10 protein-coding genes are annotated in these 14,380 nt (G+C 72.8%); 6 read left to right on the top strand and 4 right to left on the bottom strand.

Translation table 11 applies throughout. The features are described 5' to 3' along the window. Positions 1 to 151: 151 nt before the first annotated feature. On the bottom strand, positions 152 to 697 hold the full coding sequence (locus tag ACIPFH_RS14205; RefSeq protein ID WP_401826171.1) for a TetR/AcrR family transcriptional regulator: 546 nt from the start codon (positions 695 to 697) through the stop codon (positions 152 to 154). Positions 698 to 816: 119 nt separating this feature from the next. Here ACIPFH_RS14205 and ACIPFH_RS14200 point away from each other — a divergent pair, with 119 nt between their 5' ends. The 3 genes from ACIPFH_RS14200 (at position 817) to ACIPFH_RS14190 (ending at position 2,961) form a co-directional block, all read left to right on the top strand. Next, positions 817 to 1,278 carry a DUF1348 family protein gene (locus ACIPFH_RS14200; protein WP_401826169.1) on the top strand — a complete coding sequence of 154 codons (462 nt, stop codon included), beginning with the start codon at positions 817 to 819 and terminating at the stop codon, positions 1,276 to 1,278. Between the two features lie 9 nt (positions 1,279 to 1,287). Continuing rightward, a complete protein-coding gene (locus tag ACIPFH_RS14195) occupies positions 1,288 to 1,803 on the top strand; it encodes a flavoprotein (RefSeq protein ID WP_401826166.1) in 516 nt (171 codons plus the stop codon). Positions 1,804 to 1,992: 189 nt separating this feature from the next. Next, positions 1,993 to 2,961, top strand: a complete 969-nt coding sequence (locus tag ACIPFH_RS14190) for an aldo/keto reductase (protein ID WP_401826164.1) — start codon at positions 1,993 to 1,995, stop codon at positions 2,959 to 2,961. A gap of 12 nt (positions 2,962 to 2,973) precedes the next feature. Here the strand turns inward: ACIPFH_RS14190 and ACIPFH_RS14185 are convergent, their stop codons facing one another. Beyond that, the gene (locus ACIPFH_RS14185) at positions 2,974 to 3,798 is read right to left on the bottom strand and encodes a phytanoyl-CoA dioxygenase family protein (RefSeq protein WP_356263888.1); all 825 of its coding nucleotides are present in this window, start codon (positions 3,796 to 3,798) and stop codon (positions 2,974 to 2,976) included. A 94-nt stretch (positions 3,799 to 3,892) separates the two neighbouring features. On the opposite strand from ACIPFH_RS14185, the gene ACIPFH_RS14180 reads away from it, so the two are divergent. Then, the gene (locus ACIPFH_RS14180; protein WP_401826161.1) at positions 3,893 to 4,858 is read left to right on the top strand and encodes a helix-turn-helix domain-containing protein; all 966 of its coding nucleotides are present in this window, start codon (positions 3,893 to 3,895) and stop codon (positions 4,856 to 4,858) included. A gap of 305 nt (positions 4,859 to 5,163) precedes the next feature. Continuing rightward, the gene (locus tag ACIPFH_RS14175) at positions 5,164 to 7,173 is read left to right on the top strand and encodes a ricin-type beta-trefoil lectin domain protein (protein WP_401826876.1); all 2,010 of its coding nucleotides are present in this window, start codon (positions 5,164 to 5,166) and stop codon (positions 7,171 to 7,173) included. Between the two features lie 16 nt (positions 7,174 to 7,189). On the opposite strand, the gene ACIPFH_RS14170 is transcribed toward ACIPFH_RS14175, so the two are convergent. Continuing rightward, positions 7,190 to 8,485, bottom strand: coding sequence for an arsenic transporter (locus tag ACIPFH_RS14170; protein ID WP_401826874.1), 1,296 nt, complete (start codon positions 8,483 to 8,485; stop codon positions 7,190 to 7,192). 72 nt (positions 8,486 to 8,557) lie between these two features. Further along, complete coding sequence (locus ACIPFH_RS14165) at positions 8,558 to 10,927, bottom strand: SpoIIE family protein phosphatase (RefSeq protein ID WP_401826159.1); 2,370 nt, start codon at positions 10,925 to 10,927, stop codon at positions 8,558 to 8,560. A 289-nt stretch (positions 10,928 to 11,216) separates the two neighbouring features. Here ACIPFH_RS14165 and ACIPFH_RS14160 point away from each other — a divergent pair, with 289 nt between their 5' ends. After that, complete coding sequence (locus tag ACIPFH_RS14160) at positions 11,217 to 14,303, top strand: glycoside hydrolase family 2 TIM barrel-domain containing protein (RefSeq protein WP_401826157.1); 3,087 nt, start codon at positions 11,217 to 11,219, stop codon at positions 14,301 to 14,303. Positions 14,304 to 14,380 lie beyond the last annotated feature (77 nt).

Here is a 14,380-nt window from a genome sequence, read left to right as displayed (position 1 = left end):
GTTCCGGGTCACTGCTCAGCCCAGCAGCAGCCGCGCCGCCTCACGTGCCTCCGCCGTCGGCTGACGGCCGTCCGGGTCACTGCTCAGCCCAGCAGCAGCCGCGCCGCCTCACGTGCCTCCGCCGTCGGCTGACGGCCGTCCGGGTCACTGCTCAGCCCAGCAGCAGGCGCGCCGCCTCACGTGCCTCCGCCGCCGGGGCGGCGCCGCCGCTGATCCCGGCCGTCACCATCGCGCCCTCCGCCAGCAGGAACAGCGAGCCGGTGAGCGCGTCGGGCAGCCCGGCCTCGGCCACCAGCTCGCCGAGGTACGCGCGGAACGCCCGCTTGTGCGAACGGACTTGGCCTGCCACTCGCTCCGAGGTCGCGCCCAGCTCGCCGTACGCGTTGATCCAGGCGCAGCCGCGGAAGTCGGGCTCGCCGAACCACTCCGCCAGCCAGTCGAACACGGCCAGGATCCGTTCCCGGGGGTCGTCCCGCCGTGCGACGGACTCCGCGAGCAGCCCGCGCCAGCGCACGTCCCGCCGCTCCAGGTAGGCCTCCACCAGTTGCTCCTTGGCCGGGAAGAGCTGGTACAGGCGCTTGAGCGACACCCCCGAGGCGCCCCGGAGGTCGTCCATCCCGACGGACTGCACGCCGCGCCCGTAGAACAGCTTCTCCGCGGCGTCGAGCGCCTGCTCACGGGCTGTTGCGCTGTCCATCGGCGACCACCGCTCCTCAGGGGTTCCTTGACGGGAGAACGAGCGTTCTCTACGTTAGCAGCCAAGCGAAGAGAACGCTCGTTCTCTTCGCTTGTCCCTCCGAGAAGCCAGGAGCCGCCATGCCGGACACCCGTCCGCCCCTGCCGCCGTTCACCCGGGAGACCGCGGCACAGAAGGTCCAGGCCGCCGAGGACGCCTGGAACACCCGTGACCCGCGCAGGGTCGCCCTCGCCTACTCCGAGGACTCGGTCTGGCGCAACCGCGACACCTTCCTCGCCGGCCGCGCCGCGATCGTCGAGTTCCTCACCGCCAAGTGGGCGCGCGAGCACGAGTACGCGCTCCGCAAGGACCTCTGGGCGCACGACGGCCACCGCATCGCCGTCCGCTTCCAGTACGAGTCGCGCGACGCCACCGGGCGGTGGTGGCGCAGTTACGGCAACGAACTGTGGGAGTTCGACGAGCACGGGCTGATGACCCGCCGCGAGGCGAGCATCGACGACGTGCCGATCGAGGAGGCGGACCGGCGCATCCACGGGCCGCGCCCCGAGACCGAACGAGGGCTGTCCTTCCCGCTTGAGTAGGGTGCGCGGGTGACCGAACAGGACGAGCAGCCGCCCTTTCTCTACGTCGTCGTCTGCGCCGCCGGCATCGCCTCGGACATCGGCAGGCTGATCACCGCCGCACAGGAGCGGGAGTGGCGCGTGGGCGTCATCGCGACGCCGCACGCCATGAACGGATTCTTCGACACCGCCGCCGTCGAGGCCCAGACCGGGCGCCCGATCCGCTCCGTCTGGCGGCGCCCCGGCGACCCGCGGCCGTTCCCCGAACCCGACGCGGTCGTCGTCGCCCCGGCCACCTTCAACACCGTCAACAAGTGGGCCGCGGGCATCGCCGACACCCTCGCGCTGGGCACCCTGTGCGAGGTCTGCGGGCTGGGCATCCCCGTCGGGGTCCTGCCCTGCGTGAACGAGACCCTCGCGGCCCACCCGGCCTACCGGGACAGTCTGATACGGCTGCGCGCCATGGGCGTGCGGTTCGCGAATCCCCACGACCGTACTCAGGGCGACGAGTTCGGATGGGAACGGGCGCTGGACCTGATCGACTGAGTCATACGGTGATGTCCGTCGCCGTGCCGGGAGGCAGCCACCGCGACCGTTCGCGCGGCTCCCGCGGGCGGACTCGCCCGCTCGGCCTCGATGACGCTCCGGCCCTCCCGCACGTGCGGCCGGCCCTCGTGATGCACGCCGACGTACGCTCCACTCCTGTACCCCACACCTATGTCAGGAGCGGCGACGATGCAGTACGTGAAGCTCGGTTCGACGGGTCTGGACGTGTCACGGATCTGTCTGGGCTGCATGACTTACGGACTTCCCGACCGGGGCGCGCACGAGTGGACCCTCGACGAGGAGGCGTCGCGTCCGCTCCTCCGGCAGGCCCTGGAGGCGGGCGTCACCTTCTTCGACACGGCGAACGTCTACTCCGACGGGACCAGTGAGGAGATCGTCGGCAGGGCGCTGCGCGACTTCGCCCGACGCGACGAGATCGTCCTCGCGACGAAGGTGCACGGCCGGATGCGGCCCGGACCCAACGGCGCCGGACTGTCCCGCAAGGCGATCCTGTCCGAGATCGACCACAGCCTGAGCCGCCTCGGCACCGACTACGTCGACCTGTACCAGATCCACCGCTTCGACCCGCACACCCCGGTCGAGGAGACGATGGAGGCGCTGCACGACCTGGTGAAGGCGGGCAAGGTCCGCCACATCGGGGCGAGTTCGATGTACGCCTGGCAGTTCTCCAAGATGCAGTACACGGCCGAGCGGCACGGCTGGACCAAGTTCGTGTCGATGCAGAACCACTACAACCTCCTCTACCGCGAGGAGGAGCGCGAGATGCTGCCCCTGTGTGCGGACCAGGGCGTCGGCGTACTGCCGTGGAGCCCCCTGGCCCGCGGTCGGCTCACCCGCGACTGGGGCACCGAGACCGGCCGCAGCTCCACGGACGGATTCGGCAACTCCCTCTATCCGGAGGGCGACCGAGGCACCGTCGAGGCGGTCACCCGCATCGCGGCCGACCGGGGCGTGCCACGCGCCCAGGTCGCCCTCGCCTGGCTCCTGCACCAGCCCACGGTGACCGCCCCGATCATCGGAGCGGCGAAGCCCCGGCATCTCGAGGACGCGGTGGCGGCCACCGAACTGGCCCTGAGCGAAAAGGAGTTGGCGGAACTGGAGGAGCTCTACGAGCCCCACCCGATCGCCGGCCACTGAGAGAAGCAGCGCCTAGTGCGGGCCCTGCGGTGCGAAGTCGGTACCGCAGGGCCCCGCCCCCTCGCTGACCGCCAGCGGCACCCGCTCACCGCCCATCGACACGGTCCGGTAGTACTGCCCGATGCGCTCCGCCGACCGCCCGACATAGTGCCCGATGAACGACCGGCGGAACCGGTCGCCGCTGCGGTTGGGCCGCGACCCGTGCACCAGGCTGCCGTTGAAGAACAGCACGTCACCCGGCGCCATGTCGACCGGCACCGCCGCGAGCCCGGGCGGCGGCGGCACGTACTCGCGCGCGAACGACACCTCCGCGTCCGCCTCCTCCGGGCAGAACAGCCCCATCCGGTGCGTGCCGGGTACGACCTCGAGGCCGCCGTTGTCCCGGTCGATCACGTCGCAGGCCAGCCAGGCCGCCACGCAGGTGCCCGGTTCGACCCGCAGATAGAAGTTGTCCTGGTGCAGCGCCTGACCCCGGGCGCCCGGCGGCTTGAAGTAGAACATGCTCTGCGCGGCCAGCACCTCCTCACCGAGCAGCTCCTCCAGCACGCCCCGCAGCCGCGCGTCCAGCAGCACCTGCCGGGCCGGGGCACTGATCTCGTGCGGGTGCATCACGCGGGGGTACGCGTGCAGCGGGTCGGCGGCGCCGGGACGCGGCTCGAAGTGCCCGGGCACCGGCCGCCCTGCCGCCTGCAACTCGGTGAACTCCGCGCACAACGCGTCGACCTCGTCGTATCCGAAGAGCCCGCGTACGACGGTGAACCCGTCCTGCCGGTACTGTCTCAGTTCCGCCTGAGCGAGGATGGGTGTCCCGGCGTCGCCGATGCCCGTGACGGTCATACGTGTCCTCCTCGATCGACCGGCCCACCGGTTCTCCGGCCCACTGGCCCCGACCTGCCACGCTAGGCCGACGCGCCGTCCCGGGAGGATGCCCATGCGTGCTGACGACCTGCCCGGGACTGCCGGGTCCGGACACCCCTCCCCGCCGCCCGGTCTCGTGGTGGTCGGTCACTTCGACGAGGACGCGGACGCCGGATACGGCGTCGACCGGCCCGGGGGAGCGGACAGTTGGCTGTTCGTCTGGACGACGGGCGGGAGCGGCCGGCTGCGACAGGGCGGGAGCGAGGCGCGGGCGGGCGTCGGGGACCTGATGGTGCTCGCGCCGGGCGTCCCGCACGCCTACGCCGTCGAACCCGGCGCCCGGCACTGGCGGTTCTGGTGGGCCCACTGCCAGGCCCGGCCCTCCTGGACACCCTGGCTCCGCCCGTACGGCACCGGCGACGGTCCGGACGGCCTGTACACGGTCGGTCCCGTCCCGGCCGCTCTGCACGACCGCGTGGAGGGGGCCTGGCGGCGGATGTACGCCGACGCCCGGTGGACGGGCGCGCAGGCGCCGGCCGGTGACCCGGGGATCGTCATGGCCCATGGCTCCGCCGCCCGGGAACTCGTACTGTGCGCGCTGGAAGAGGCCGTTCTGCTGGCCGCCGCCTCGGCCCGGACCCCCGCGTCCCCGCCCGGTCCGGACGACCGCGTCCGCCGGGCGCAGGCGCGGATGGCGGCCGACCCCGGCGCCCCGCACACCGTCCGCTCGCTCGCCGCGGAGGTCGCGCTGTCGCCCTCGCGCTTCGCCCATCTGTTCACGGAGCAGGTCGGTCACTCCCCGATGCGGGCCCTGCGCGAGGCACGACTGCGCCACGCCGTCCGGCTGTTGGAGGGCACCGACCTGTCCGTGGAACGGGTGGCGTCGGCCTCGGGCTTCGCCAGCGCGTTCCACTTCAGCCGTGTCTTCCGGGCGCGTCACGGCACCCCGCCCGGCGCGTACCGGGACGGAATGCGCGCGGCAATTGCCGTCCCGAATGGCGCATCGAAAGGGGCATCAAATGGGACACCGATACAGTGACCACCCCACAGGGCGTTCCGCGGTTGACGTTTCGTCAAAATTATTCGCGTCGCGCACAATGCATGAAACCGCTGGATCTCTTGTTCCTCCTGGTCCGGCTGTGCGAAGGTGTGCCTTGTCGGCGCACGGACAACGCTTTCTCCGCCGTTGCGCACGAGACGCCTCCCGTTCACACCCCCCACGCTTCAAAAGAGCGGTCCCCCGCGGACGTCAGAGGCGCCGAACCCTGTGCGAGTCGATCCCGCTTCGTGGGCGGGATCGCATACCCGATGGTATGGACTTTATGCCGCATGCCCCCGGAAGGAATGCAGACCGTGAATGACGCAGGCCTGTCGAATTCCCCTTCGGCGCGCCGCTTCGACGCGACGGACGAACAGCTGAGCTCCGAGCTGAAGAAGTGGACGGGGGCGTCTCCCGCACTGCATCCCGTCGGCGAGTTGCTGGACCGCCACTGGGCGGCCGCCTTCGCCTACGCACGGCTGTGCACCGACGGCGAGCGCGCGGCAGGCATGCTCACCACGGCCGCCTTCACCCGGCTGTTCGGCGAGAGCCTGCGGCAGAACGGGCCGACGGCCGCGTGGCGCCCCCATCTGCTGGTCACCGTGCGCCGCATCGCCGGCGAATGGGACGCCGACGGCCGCCGTGACCTGCTGCACCCGGCGCTGCGCTCCGAGGGACAGGACCGTGACGCGGCTGCCCGACTGCTGCCACCGCTGAACCGGCGCATCCTGTCCCGGGCGTTCCAGCGGCTGCCCCAGTCCGCCCGCTGCCTGCTCTGGCACACCGAGGTCGAGGCCGAGCCCCTGGCGGTCCCGGCCGGGCTGCTGGGCCTCGAGGAGGAGGGCGCCCGCGCCGAACTGCCCCGGGCCCGCGAGCGGCTGCGCGAGGAGTGCCTCCAGGTGCACCGCGAACTCGCCACCGACGACGAGTGCCACCGGTACGACCGGCTGCTGGACGTCACCTGCCGCCGCGGGGGCGCCGACCTCGACCCCGACCTGCGCACCCACCTGGAGCAGTGCCGGCACTGCTTGCACACCGCCGACCAGTTGCGGCAGTTCGAGGGGCTGCTGGGCGCCGCCCTGGCCGAGGGCGTCCTGGGCTGGGCCGCCGCGGCCTATGTGGAGCTCAGGATGGCCGGCGACGGTGAACCCGTCGAGGCGCCCGCGGAACAGCCCCGGAGCTACTCGGGCGAGGCCTTCACCGACGGGACCCCCGCACCCGCGGCGCCCGGCACCCGACCGGGAGCCGGCGCGATCCCCCGCGCCGGACTGCGGGCAGGGGTGATCTCCCGGCTCGGATCGCGGGGAGCCGCGGCCTCCCGTACCGGGTCCGTGCCCGGCGGCGACTCCCGCCCCGGATCGAGCCGCTCGGCCCAGAAGGCGGCCCGCCGTGCCCGTCGCCGCAACCTCGCCGCCGCCGTCCTGACCGTGAGCGGGCTGGTGGTTCTGCCGCTCGGCGTGTGGGCCGCCCTCGGCTCCGGGGACGGAACCGCCCCGACCGCGGGCAACGAGGCGGCGAAGACCGACGCCCCCGGGACGGACACGGCCACCTCCGACCCGTCCTGGGTGGGCGCCGGCGACGACGCCCAGGGCACCCTGCGCGGCCGGCTGCACAACGTGGCCTCCGGGCTGTGCATCGGCATCGTCGGCGGCAAGGCCGTCACCGGTGCCGAGACCGAACTGGCCGCCTGCTCCTCCGTGGGCGTCCAGCAGTGGTCGTACGAACCGGACGGGCTGGTGCGCAGCGCCGCCAACGCCGACCTGTGCCTCGATTCCCACCTCGGCTTCTCGGTGCGGCTGGCCGCCTGCGCGGGCGCCTCCCAGCCCGACCCCAAGAACGTCCGGTACGACTTCACCCTCCAGGGCACCCTCGTCCCGCGTTCGGGCCAGAACCTCGCGCTGGCGCCCGCCGCCACCGACGGATCGGGCGCCCTCGTCCTGAAGAACCGGGTGGACAGCGCCGCCCAGCGCTGGGTGATCGACACCTCGCAGCCCGACCCGCAGATGCAGTTCGTCAACTGGGGCGCCGACAGCACCCCCTCGGGCGCCCCGGCGCCGGCCGCCACGCCCAAGGCCGCGAAGTCCCCGACGCCCACGCCGACGCCGTCCTCCACGCCGGGCGCCGCCGGCCCGACGAGCTCCTCCTCGGGCCCGGACACCACGTCCTGCTCGTACTACGGCTGCTCGTGGGGCGGCCAGCCGGGCTCGTCCGGCGGTTCCGGATACGGCTACGGCGGCCCCGGGTACGGCTACGGGGGCTACGGCGGCTACGGCTACGGGGGATACGGCTCCGGATTCGGCGCCGGACGCCCCTGATCCGAGGAGCCGGCGGTCAGACGCCGACCACCTGGAGCGAGGCCCACAGCGCGACGACGGCCGGGACCAGCGCGGCCGGCACGCTGAGCAGCCCCAGCCGGGTGAACTCCCCGAGCCCGACATGCTCCTCGCGGGCCTGCACCACGCGCCGCCACAGCAGTGTCGCCAGCGATCCGCCGTACGTCAGGTTCGGGCCGATGTTCACCCCGAGCAGTACCGCCAGCACCGCCCCGGTCCCGGCCGGGGCGGCGAGCGGTACCAGGACCAGCACCGCGGGCAGGTTGTTGATCAGGTTGGACAGGACGGCGGCCAGCGCGGCGACGGCGAGCAGGGCGAGCAGGCCCGGACCGTCGGGCAGGACGTGCCGCAGCGCGTCGGCGAGCCCGTTGTCGACGACCGCGCGCACGACGATCCCGAGCGCGAGGACGAACGCCAGGAACCCCGGCGCGGCGGCCCGCACCACGGCGACCGGGGTCACCCGCCGCCGCGCCAGCGCGCGCCCGGCCATGACGAGGGCCCCGGCGAACGCGGCCCACGCCGGTTCGGTCCCGGCCGCGGACGCCACCACGAACCCGACGAGGGTGCAGGCGACGGTGATCAGCGCGAACAGCGGCAGCTCGGGAGCCGGGCCGTCGGCGGCGACGGGCTCGGCGGCGGGCAGGTCGTCGGCGAAGAAGCGCCGGAAGACCAGGTACTCGGCCCCGACCGCGACCACCCAGGGCAATGCCATCAGGGCGGCGAACCGGGTGAAGCTCAGCCCGCTCGCGGTGAACGCCAGCAGGTTGGTGAGGTTGGAGACCGGCAGCAGCAGTGAGGCCGTGTTCGACAGGTGCGCACACGCGTAGACGTGCGGCTTGGAGCGCACCCCCATCCGGGCGGCGGTGGCGAACACCACCGGTGTCAGCAGCACCACGGTCGCGTCCAGACTGAGCACGGCCGTGATCACCGAGGCCAGCGCGAACACCGCGACCAGCAGCCGCCGGGGGCTGCCCGCCGCCCGCCGGGCCATCCACGCCCCGCACGCGGTGAAGAGGCCCTCGACGTCGCACAGGTGCGCCAGCACCAGCACCGCGGCCAGGAAGCCGACGACCGGCCCGAGCCGCTCGGCCTCCGCCAGCGCGTGCTCCGGCGAGACCGCCCCGAGGGCGATCGCCACAGCGGCGGCGGGGACGGCGACGAGGGCCTCGGACCGTCCGGCGGGGCGCAGCACGGCCCATCCGAGTGCGGCGGCGAGCAGGACGACGGACAGCGTTTCGGCGAGCGGGGCGTTGATGTGGATCTCCGGGAGCGGGGTGCGGCGGTGCCCGCCCATCGAACTGGTCCGGGTGTCCGTCCATGAAAACACGCCCGGGTAAAACGCCTGCCAAGTGGGCGGAAGGCCGTCTCACTCCTCTTCGAACAGGCTCAGCTCCGCCCAGATCGTCTTGCCCTCGGGAGTGTGTCTGCTGCCCCAGCGCTGGGTCAGCTGGGCGACCAGCAGGAGGCCGCGGCCGCCCTCGTCCCAGGTCTTCGCCCGGCGCAGGTGCGGGGCGGTGTGGCTGGTGTCGGACACCTCGCAGATCAGCGTCGTCGCGTCGTGGATCAGCCGGAGCCGGATGGGGTGGGCGCCGTACCGGATGGCGTTGGTGACCAGTTCGCTCACCACCAGTTCGGTGGTGAAGGACGCCTCGCTCAGCTCCCAGCGGGCGAGCTGCTCGACCGCCTGTCTGCGGATCGGCGCGACCAGCGAGGGGTCGGCGGGGATGTCCCAGGTGGCGACCTGGGAGGAGGGCAGGCCTCGGGTGCGCGCGAGCAGCAGGGCCACGTCGTCGGCGGCGCCGCCGGGCGGGAGCAGGGTGTGCAGGATCCGGTCGCAGGTCTCGTCCAGGGAGTCCGAGTACACGGAAAGCGTCTCGCACAGCGCCCGGAGACCGGCGTCCACGTCCCGCTCGCGCGACTCGATCAGACCGTCGGTGCAGAAGGCGAGCACACTGCCCTCGGAGAGCTCCAGCTCGGCCGACTCGAACGGCAGCCCGCCCAGGCCCAGCGCGGGGCCGGCGGGCAGCTCGACCCGCCGGGCCGCGCCGTTCGGCCGCAGCACCACGGGCGGGGGATGCCCGGCCCTCGCCATGGTGCAGCGGCGCGACACGGGGTCGTACACCGCGTACAGGCAGGAGGCGCCGACCTCGCCGGGGCTGCCCTCGGCACCGGCCTCCTCCGACAGCCGGACGACCAGGTCGTCCAGGTGGGTGAGCAGCTCGTCGGGCGCGAGGTCGATGTCGGCGAGGGTGCGCACGGCGGTGCGCAGCCTGCCCATGGTGGCCGAGGCCTGGATGCCGTGTCCGACGACGTCCCCGACGACCATGGCGACGCGCATCCCGGACAGCGGGATCACGTCGAACCAGTCGCCGCCGACGCCGGCGCGGGCGGCCGGCAGATAGCGGGAGGCGGCGTCGACGGCGGCGGTGCGCGGCAGGGTGCGCGGGAGCAGGCTGCGCTGGAGGGCGAGGGCGGTCTCACGCTCGCGGGAGAACCGGCGGGCGTTGTCGATGCAGACGGCGGCCCGGGCCGTGACCTCCTCGGCCAGCAGCACGTCGTCGGGGGTGAACGGGTCGGGCCGGCGGAACCGGGTGAGGACGGCGACGCCGAGTGTCATACCCCGGGCCCGGATCGGCACGGACATCGTGGAGTGGATGCCGAGCTCCCGGACCCGCGCGCCGCGCACCGGGTCCCAGGCGAGCCAGGCGTCCAGACCGCCCCCCTCCGTGGTGCCGATGACGGTGTGCCCGGCGACCAGTGAGTCGGCCTGCGGCGACCCGGTCGGGTACTCCTGCACGTCCCCGGGCTTGGCCACCGCCTCCGGACTGCCGGGGTTGACCGAGTGGTGCGCGGCCCGCCGCAGGCTCAGCGGCGGGACGAACCGGCTCGGCAGCTCTCCGCCGTCCTGCGGGTCGAGCAGGTCGACGCTGACGAAGTCGGCGAGCGCGGGCACGCAGACCTCCGCCAGTTCCTGCGCCGTCCGCACGACGTCGAGGGTGCTGCCGATGCGCACGCTCGCCTCGTTGACCAGTTGGAGCCGCTCGCGTGCGAGGTAGTTCTCGGTGAAGTCGTGGGCGGCCAGGCACACGCCCCGCACCCGGCCGCCGGCGTCGGTGACGGGTGCCAACCGGGCCAGCCAGGCGTGCGCCCGGTCCTCGCCGCCGCTGCGCGCGTAGGTCTGGACGTCCTGCGGCCGGCCGCTGGTGAGCACGCCCAGCATGTGCTGTTCGAGTTCCGCGCTGTGCGGCCCGCCGCCGATCTCGGCGATCCGCAGCCCCCGGATGCGCTCCTCGGGCAGTCCGATGACCTCACGCATCGCGTCGTTGATCCGGCGCAGCCGCAGGCGTTCGTCGTAGACGGCGATGGCGCAGGGGGACTGGATCAGCCCCGCCGTGGCGAGGAGGTCGTCCGAGGAGCCGGGACCGCTCGCTGCCAGCGGCGAGACGACGAGCCAGTGCTCCGGATCGTCGTCCCGCGCCGGAGAGTGGTGGGCGAGCAGCCACACCCGAACCGGACGACCCTCGCGATGGCGCAAAGTGACCGTTCCGTCCCAGCGTGTTCCGGTGAGGACGGGCGACCCGTCGGCCAGGAGTTCCGCGGCTGGCCGACCCATGACGTCGGCCGGGGCCCAGCCGAGCAGAGCCCGGGCGCCCTCGTTCCACGCGACGAGAGCGCCGGAGTCGTCGATGACCGCCCGGGCCGTCGCGGCCTCGTCGAACGGATACTCCGGGCTCATCTCGGCACTCCATCGCGGACACTCACAGTGAACAGGCACGCCACTTCCGTTCCAGCCTAGTGTGTCCTGCTCCGGTGCGGACGGGAACCCCCACGGCTCGCCAGGACCTCGAGTTCCCGCCCCGGTCAAGGGGCAAAACCGGCCTGATCTCGCGCGAGCGTGGCCCTGGGCCGGGCAGGGACGGGAGATACCCCCGCACCCTTGACGGACAGGAGTCGCCCGTCGTCAGATTCTGTTTGTTAACGATCAGTTGTGAGTACTTCTGGTTCCTGATGAGGGAGAGCCGGCCATGACGGTCACTCGCAGATCGGTCCTTCTCGCCTCCGCGGCCGCACCGGCCGCCGGAGCGTTCCTCGGCACGCCTGCGGCTGAGGCCGCCGGGGCCGCCGTGGGCGCCTCCGGCCGCCGCGCGCTCGCGCTGCGTGACGGCTGGCGCTTCGCGCTGGTCAATCCGGGCGGGATCACCGACCCGACCGGGCAGTACGCGGACGCCGCCGCCCCCGACCACGACGACTCGGCCTGGCGGGTGGTGGCGGTTCCGCACGACTGGAGCATCGAGCAGACTCCCACCACGCAGAACGGCACGACCAGCGGCACCGGGTTCTTCCCCGGCGGCCTCGGCTGGTACCGCCTCGCCTTCACCCTGCCGCCCGGTCACGCCGGCCGGCGGATCTCGGTCGAGTTCGACGGCGTCTACATGGACTCGTACGTCTACTGCAACGGCACCGAGGTGGGCCACCACCCCTACGGCTACACCGGCTTCGCCTTCGACCTCACCGACCTGCTGCACACCGACGGGACCACCGAGAACGTGATCGCGGTCAAGGTGCAGAACCGGCTTCCGAGCAGCCGCTGGTACTCCGGCAGCGGCATCTACCGGGAGGCCCGGCTGGTCGTCACCGAGCCGGTGCACGTGGCCCGCTGGGGCACCCGCGTCACCACCCCCGAGGTCACCGACGAACGGGCCGTCGTCCGGGTCGCGACCACCGTGGCGAACGCCTCCGGCGCGAGCGCGGACGTCGAGGTCGTCTCCCGGGTCGTCGCCCCGAACGGCCGCACCGTCGCCCGTATGTCCTCCACGGCCGCCGTCGCCGAGCAGGCCACCGAGATCCACGAACTCACCGTGACCGATCCGCGGCGATGGGACTTCGACACCCCGCACCGCTACACGCTGGAGACCGAGCTGCGCGTCGCGGGCCGGGTCACCGACACCTACCGCACCCCGTTCGGCATCCGCACCTTCCGCTTCGACCCGGACGAGGGTTTCCACCTCAACGGCCGGTACGCCAAGATCAAGGGCGTCGACCTGCACCACGACCTGGGCGCGCTCGGCGCCGCCATCAGCGTAGACGCCGTCCGCAGACAGATGACGATCATGAAGTCGATGGGCGTCAACGCCTTCCGCACCTCCCACAACCCGCCGTCCCCGGAGATGATCCGGGTCTGCGAGGAACTGGGCATCGTGATGCTGGTGGAGGCCTTCGACTGCTGGAAGACCGGCAAGACGCGGTACGACTACGGGCGGTTCTTCGACGAGTGGTGCGAGCGGGACGCCACCGAGATGGTGCTCGCGGCCCGCAACTCGCCCGCCGTCCTCCTGTGGTCCATCGGCAACGAGATCACGGACTCCACCTCCACCGCCGGACTCGCCATGGCGGACCGGATCATCACCGCGATCAGGGCGGCCGACGACACCCGCCCGCTCATCATCGGCTCGGACAAGTACCGCACCCCGCCCGCCAAGGGCTCCGCCGCCGACCTGATGCTCGCCAAGCTGGACGGCCTCGGCCTGAACTACAACACCGCCAAGTCCGTCGACGTCCTGCACGCGACCTATCCGCACCTGTTCCTCTTCGAGTCCGAGTCGTCCTCGGAGACCTCGACCCGCGGCACTTACCAGGAACCCGAGCACCTCAACACCGGCGAGAACCACACACCCGGACGGCGGGCGACCTCCTCCTACGACAACAACCTCGCCTCCTGGACGATGAGCGGCGAGTACGGGCACAAGAAGGACCGCGACCGGAAGTGGTTCGCCGGGCAGTTCCTGTGGTCCGGCATCGACTACATAGGCGAGCCCACCCCGTACAACGTCTTCCCGGTGAAGGCGTCCTTCTTCGGCGCGGTCGACACGGCCGGGTTCCCGAAGGACATGTACCACCTCTTCCGGAGCCAGTGGGTCGACGAGCCGATGGTCCATCTGCTGCCGATGACCTGGAACCACGAGGCGGGCGACACGGTCGAGGTGTGGGCCTACTCCAACGTCGACACCGTGGAGCTGTACCTCAACGGAAGGTCCCTGGGCGTACGGAAGTTCGACACCAAGAAGACCGTCGACGGCCGCGCCTACCTGGAGACCACCGAGGCCACGCGCGACGACAGGACCTTCACCACCGGCCCCTATCCCGGCAGTTACACCAGCCCCAACGGCAGCGCGGGCAAGCTGCACCTGACCTGGCGGGTGCCCTACCGGCCGGGCGAGTTGAGGGCGGTGGCCCGCCGAGGCGGCAGAACGGTGGCCACCGACGTCCTGCGCACGGCGGGCGCCCCGCACGCGGTACGCCTCACCCCGGACCGCAAGTCCCTTCCGGCGGACGGGCGTTCACTGGTCTTCGTGACCGCCGACGTGGTCGACGCGCACGGGACCGTGGTGCCCGACGCCGAACACCTCATCTCCTTCGAGGTGACCGGCGGCTCCCTCGCCGGCCTCGACAACGGGCGGGAGGAGAGCGCCGAGCGCTATCAGGCCAGTACGCGCACCGCCTTCCACGGCAAGGCCCTCGCCGTCGTGCGCTCCGGCGCCCGGGCCGGCGCCCTGAAGGTGACCGCGCGCGTGGACGGCCTGCGCAAGGGCACGGCCACCGTGCACACCACGCACGCCCGCTCGACGGCGACCACCCCGGCCGCGGTCTTCGCCCCGGACCTCCCGGCGCCCGTCGGCCACCCCTACGCGGACGCCAGTTACTCCGGCCGCCCGGACACCCTGCCCGCCGCCCTGCTGGACGGCGACCCGGCCACCGGCTGGTCCAACGCCTTCGCCAAGGCGGCCACCGCCCTGCTGCCCGCGTTCGGCGGGGCCCGGGCGAGGGACTGGGTCTCGGTGGACTACGGACGCGTCCGGGACTTCGACCGGGTGGAGGTGTCCTTCACCGTCGACGCCACGCACAGCCTGCCCGCGTCGGTGGAGGCCGAGGTCTGGGACGGCGAGCGCCATGTGCCGGTCACCGGGGCGGCCGTCGACTGGGCCGCCGCCTCGGACGCGCCGACGGCTCTCACCTTCGACCCGGTCCGCGGCTCCGCGCTGCGGCTGACGCTGACCAGCAGCGCGCCCGGCACGGTCCAGGGGGCGGTCCGCATCACCAGGTTCGAGGCCTGACCGGCTGACGGGCAGCGCACCCAACAGGCGCCCGGCCCGGACCAGGCCCGGCCGGGCCCCGGACCCGGGCCTGGTCC

This window comes from Streptomyces sp. NPDC088157 (assembly GCF_044741545.1).
Taxonomy (GTDB): Bacteria; Actinomycetota; Actinomycetes; order Streptomycetales; family Streptomycetaceae; genus Streptomyces.
This window is presented reverse-complemented; position numbering and strand designations above follow the sequence as displayed.

Coding starts and splice junctions, on each gene's coding strand:
- ACIPFH_RS14205 (WP_401826171.1), bottom strand. CDS start 697: ATGGACAGCGCAACAGCCCGTGAGCAGGCGCTCGACGCCGCGGAGAAG.
- ACIPFH_RS14200 (WP_401826169.1), top strand. CDS start 817: ATGCCGGACACCCGTCCGCCCCTGCCGCCGTTCACCCGGGAGACCGCG.
- ACIPFH_RS14190 (WP_401826164.1), top strand. CDS start 1,993: ATGCAGTACGTGAAGCTCGGTTCGACGGGTCTGGACGTGTCACGGATC.
- ACIPFH_RS14185 (WP_356263888.1), bottom strand. CDS start 3,798: ATGACCGTCACGGGCATCGGCGACGCCGGGACACCCATCCTCGCTCAG.
- ACIPFH_RS14180 (WP_401826161.1), top strand. CDS start 3,893: ATGCGTGCTGACGACCTGCCCGGGACTGCCGGGTCCGGACACCCCTCC.
- ACIPFH_RS14175 (WP_401826876.1), top strand. CDS start 5,164: ATGCAGACCGTGAATGACGCAGGCCTGTCGAATTCCCCTTCGGCGCGC.
- ACIPFH_RS14170 (WP_401826874.1), bottom strand. CDS start 8,485: ATGGGCGGGCACCGCCGCACCCCGCTCCCGGAGATCCACATCAACGCC.
- ACIPFH_RS14165 (WP_401826159.1), bottom strand. CDS start 10,927: ATGAGCCCGGAGTATCCGTTCGACGAGGCCGCGACGGCCCGGGCGGTC.
- ACIPFH_RS14160 (WP_401826157.1), top strand. CDS start 11,217: ATGACGGTCACTCGCAGATCGGTCCTTCTCGCCTCCGCGGCCGCACCG.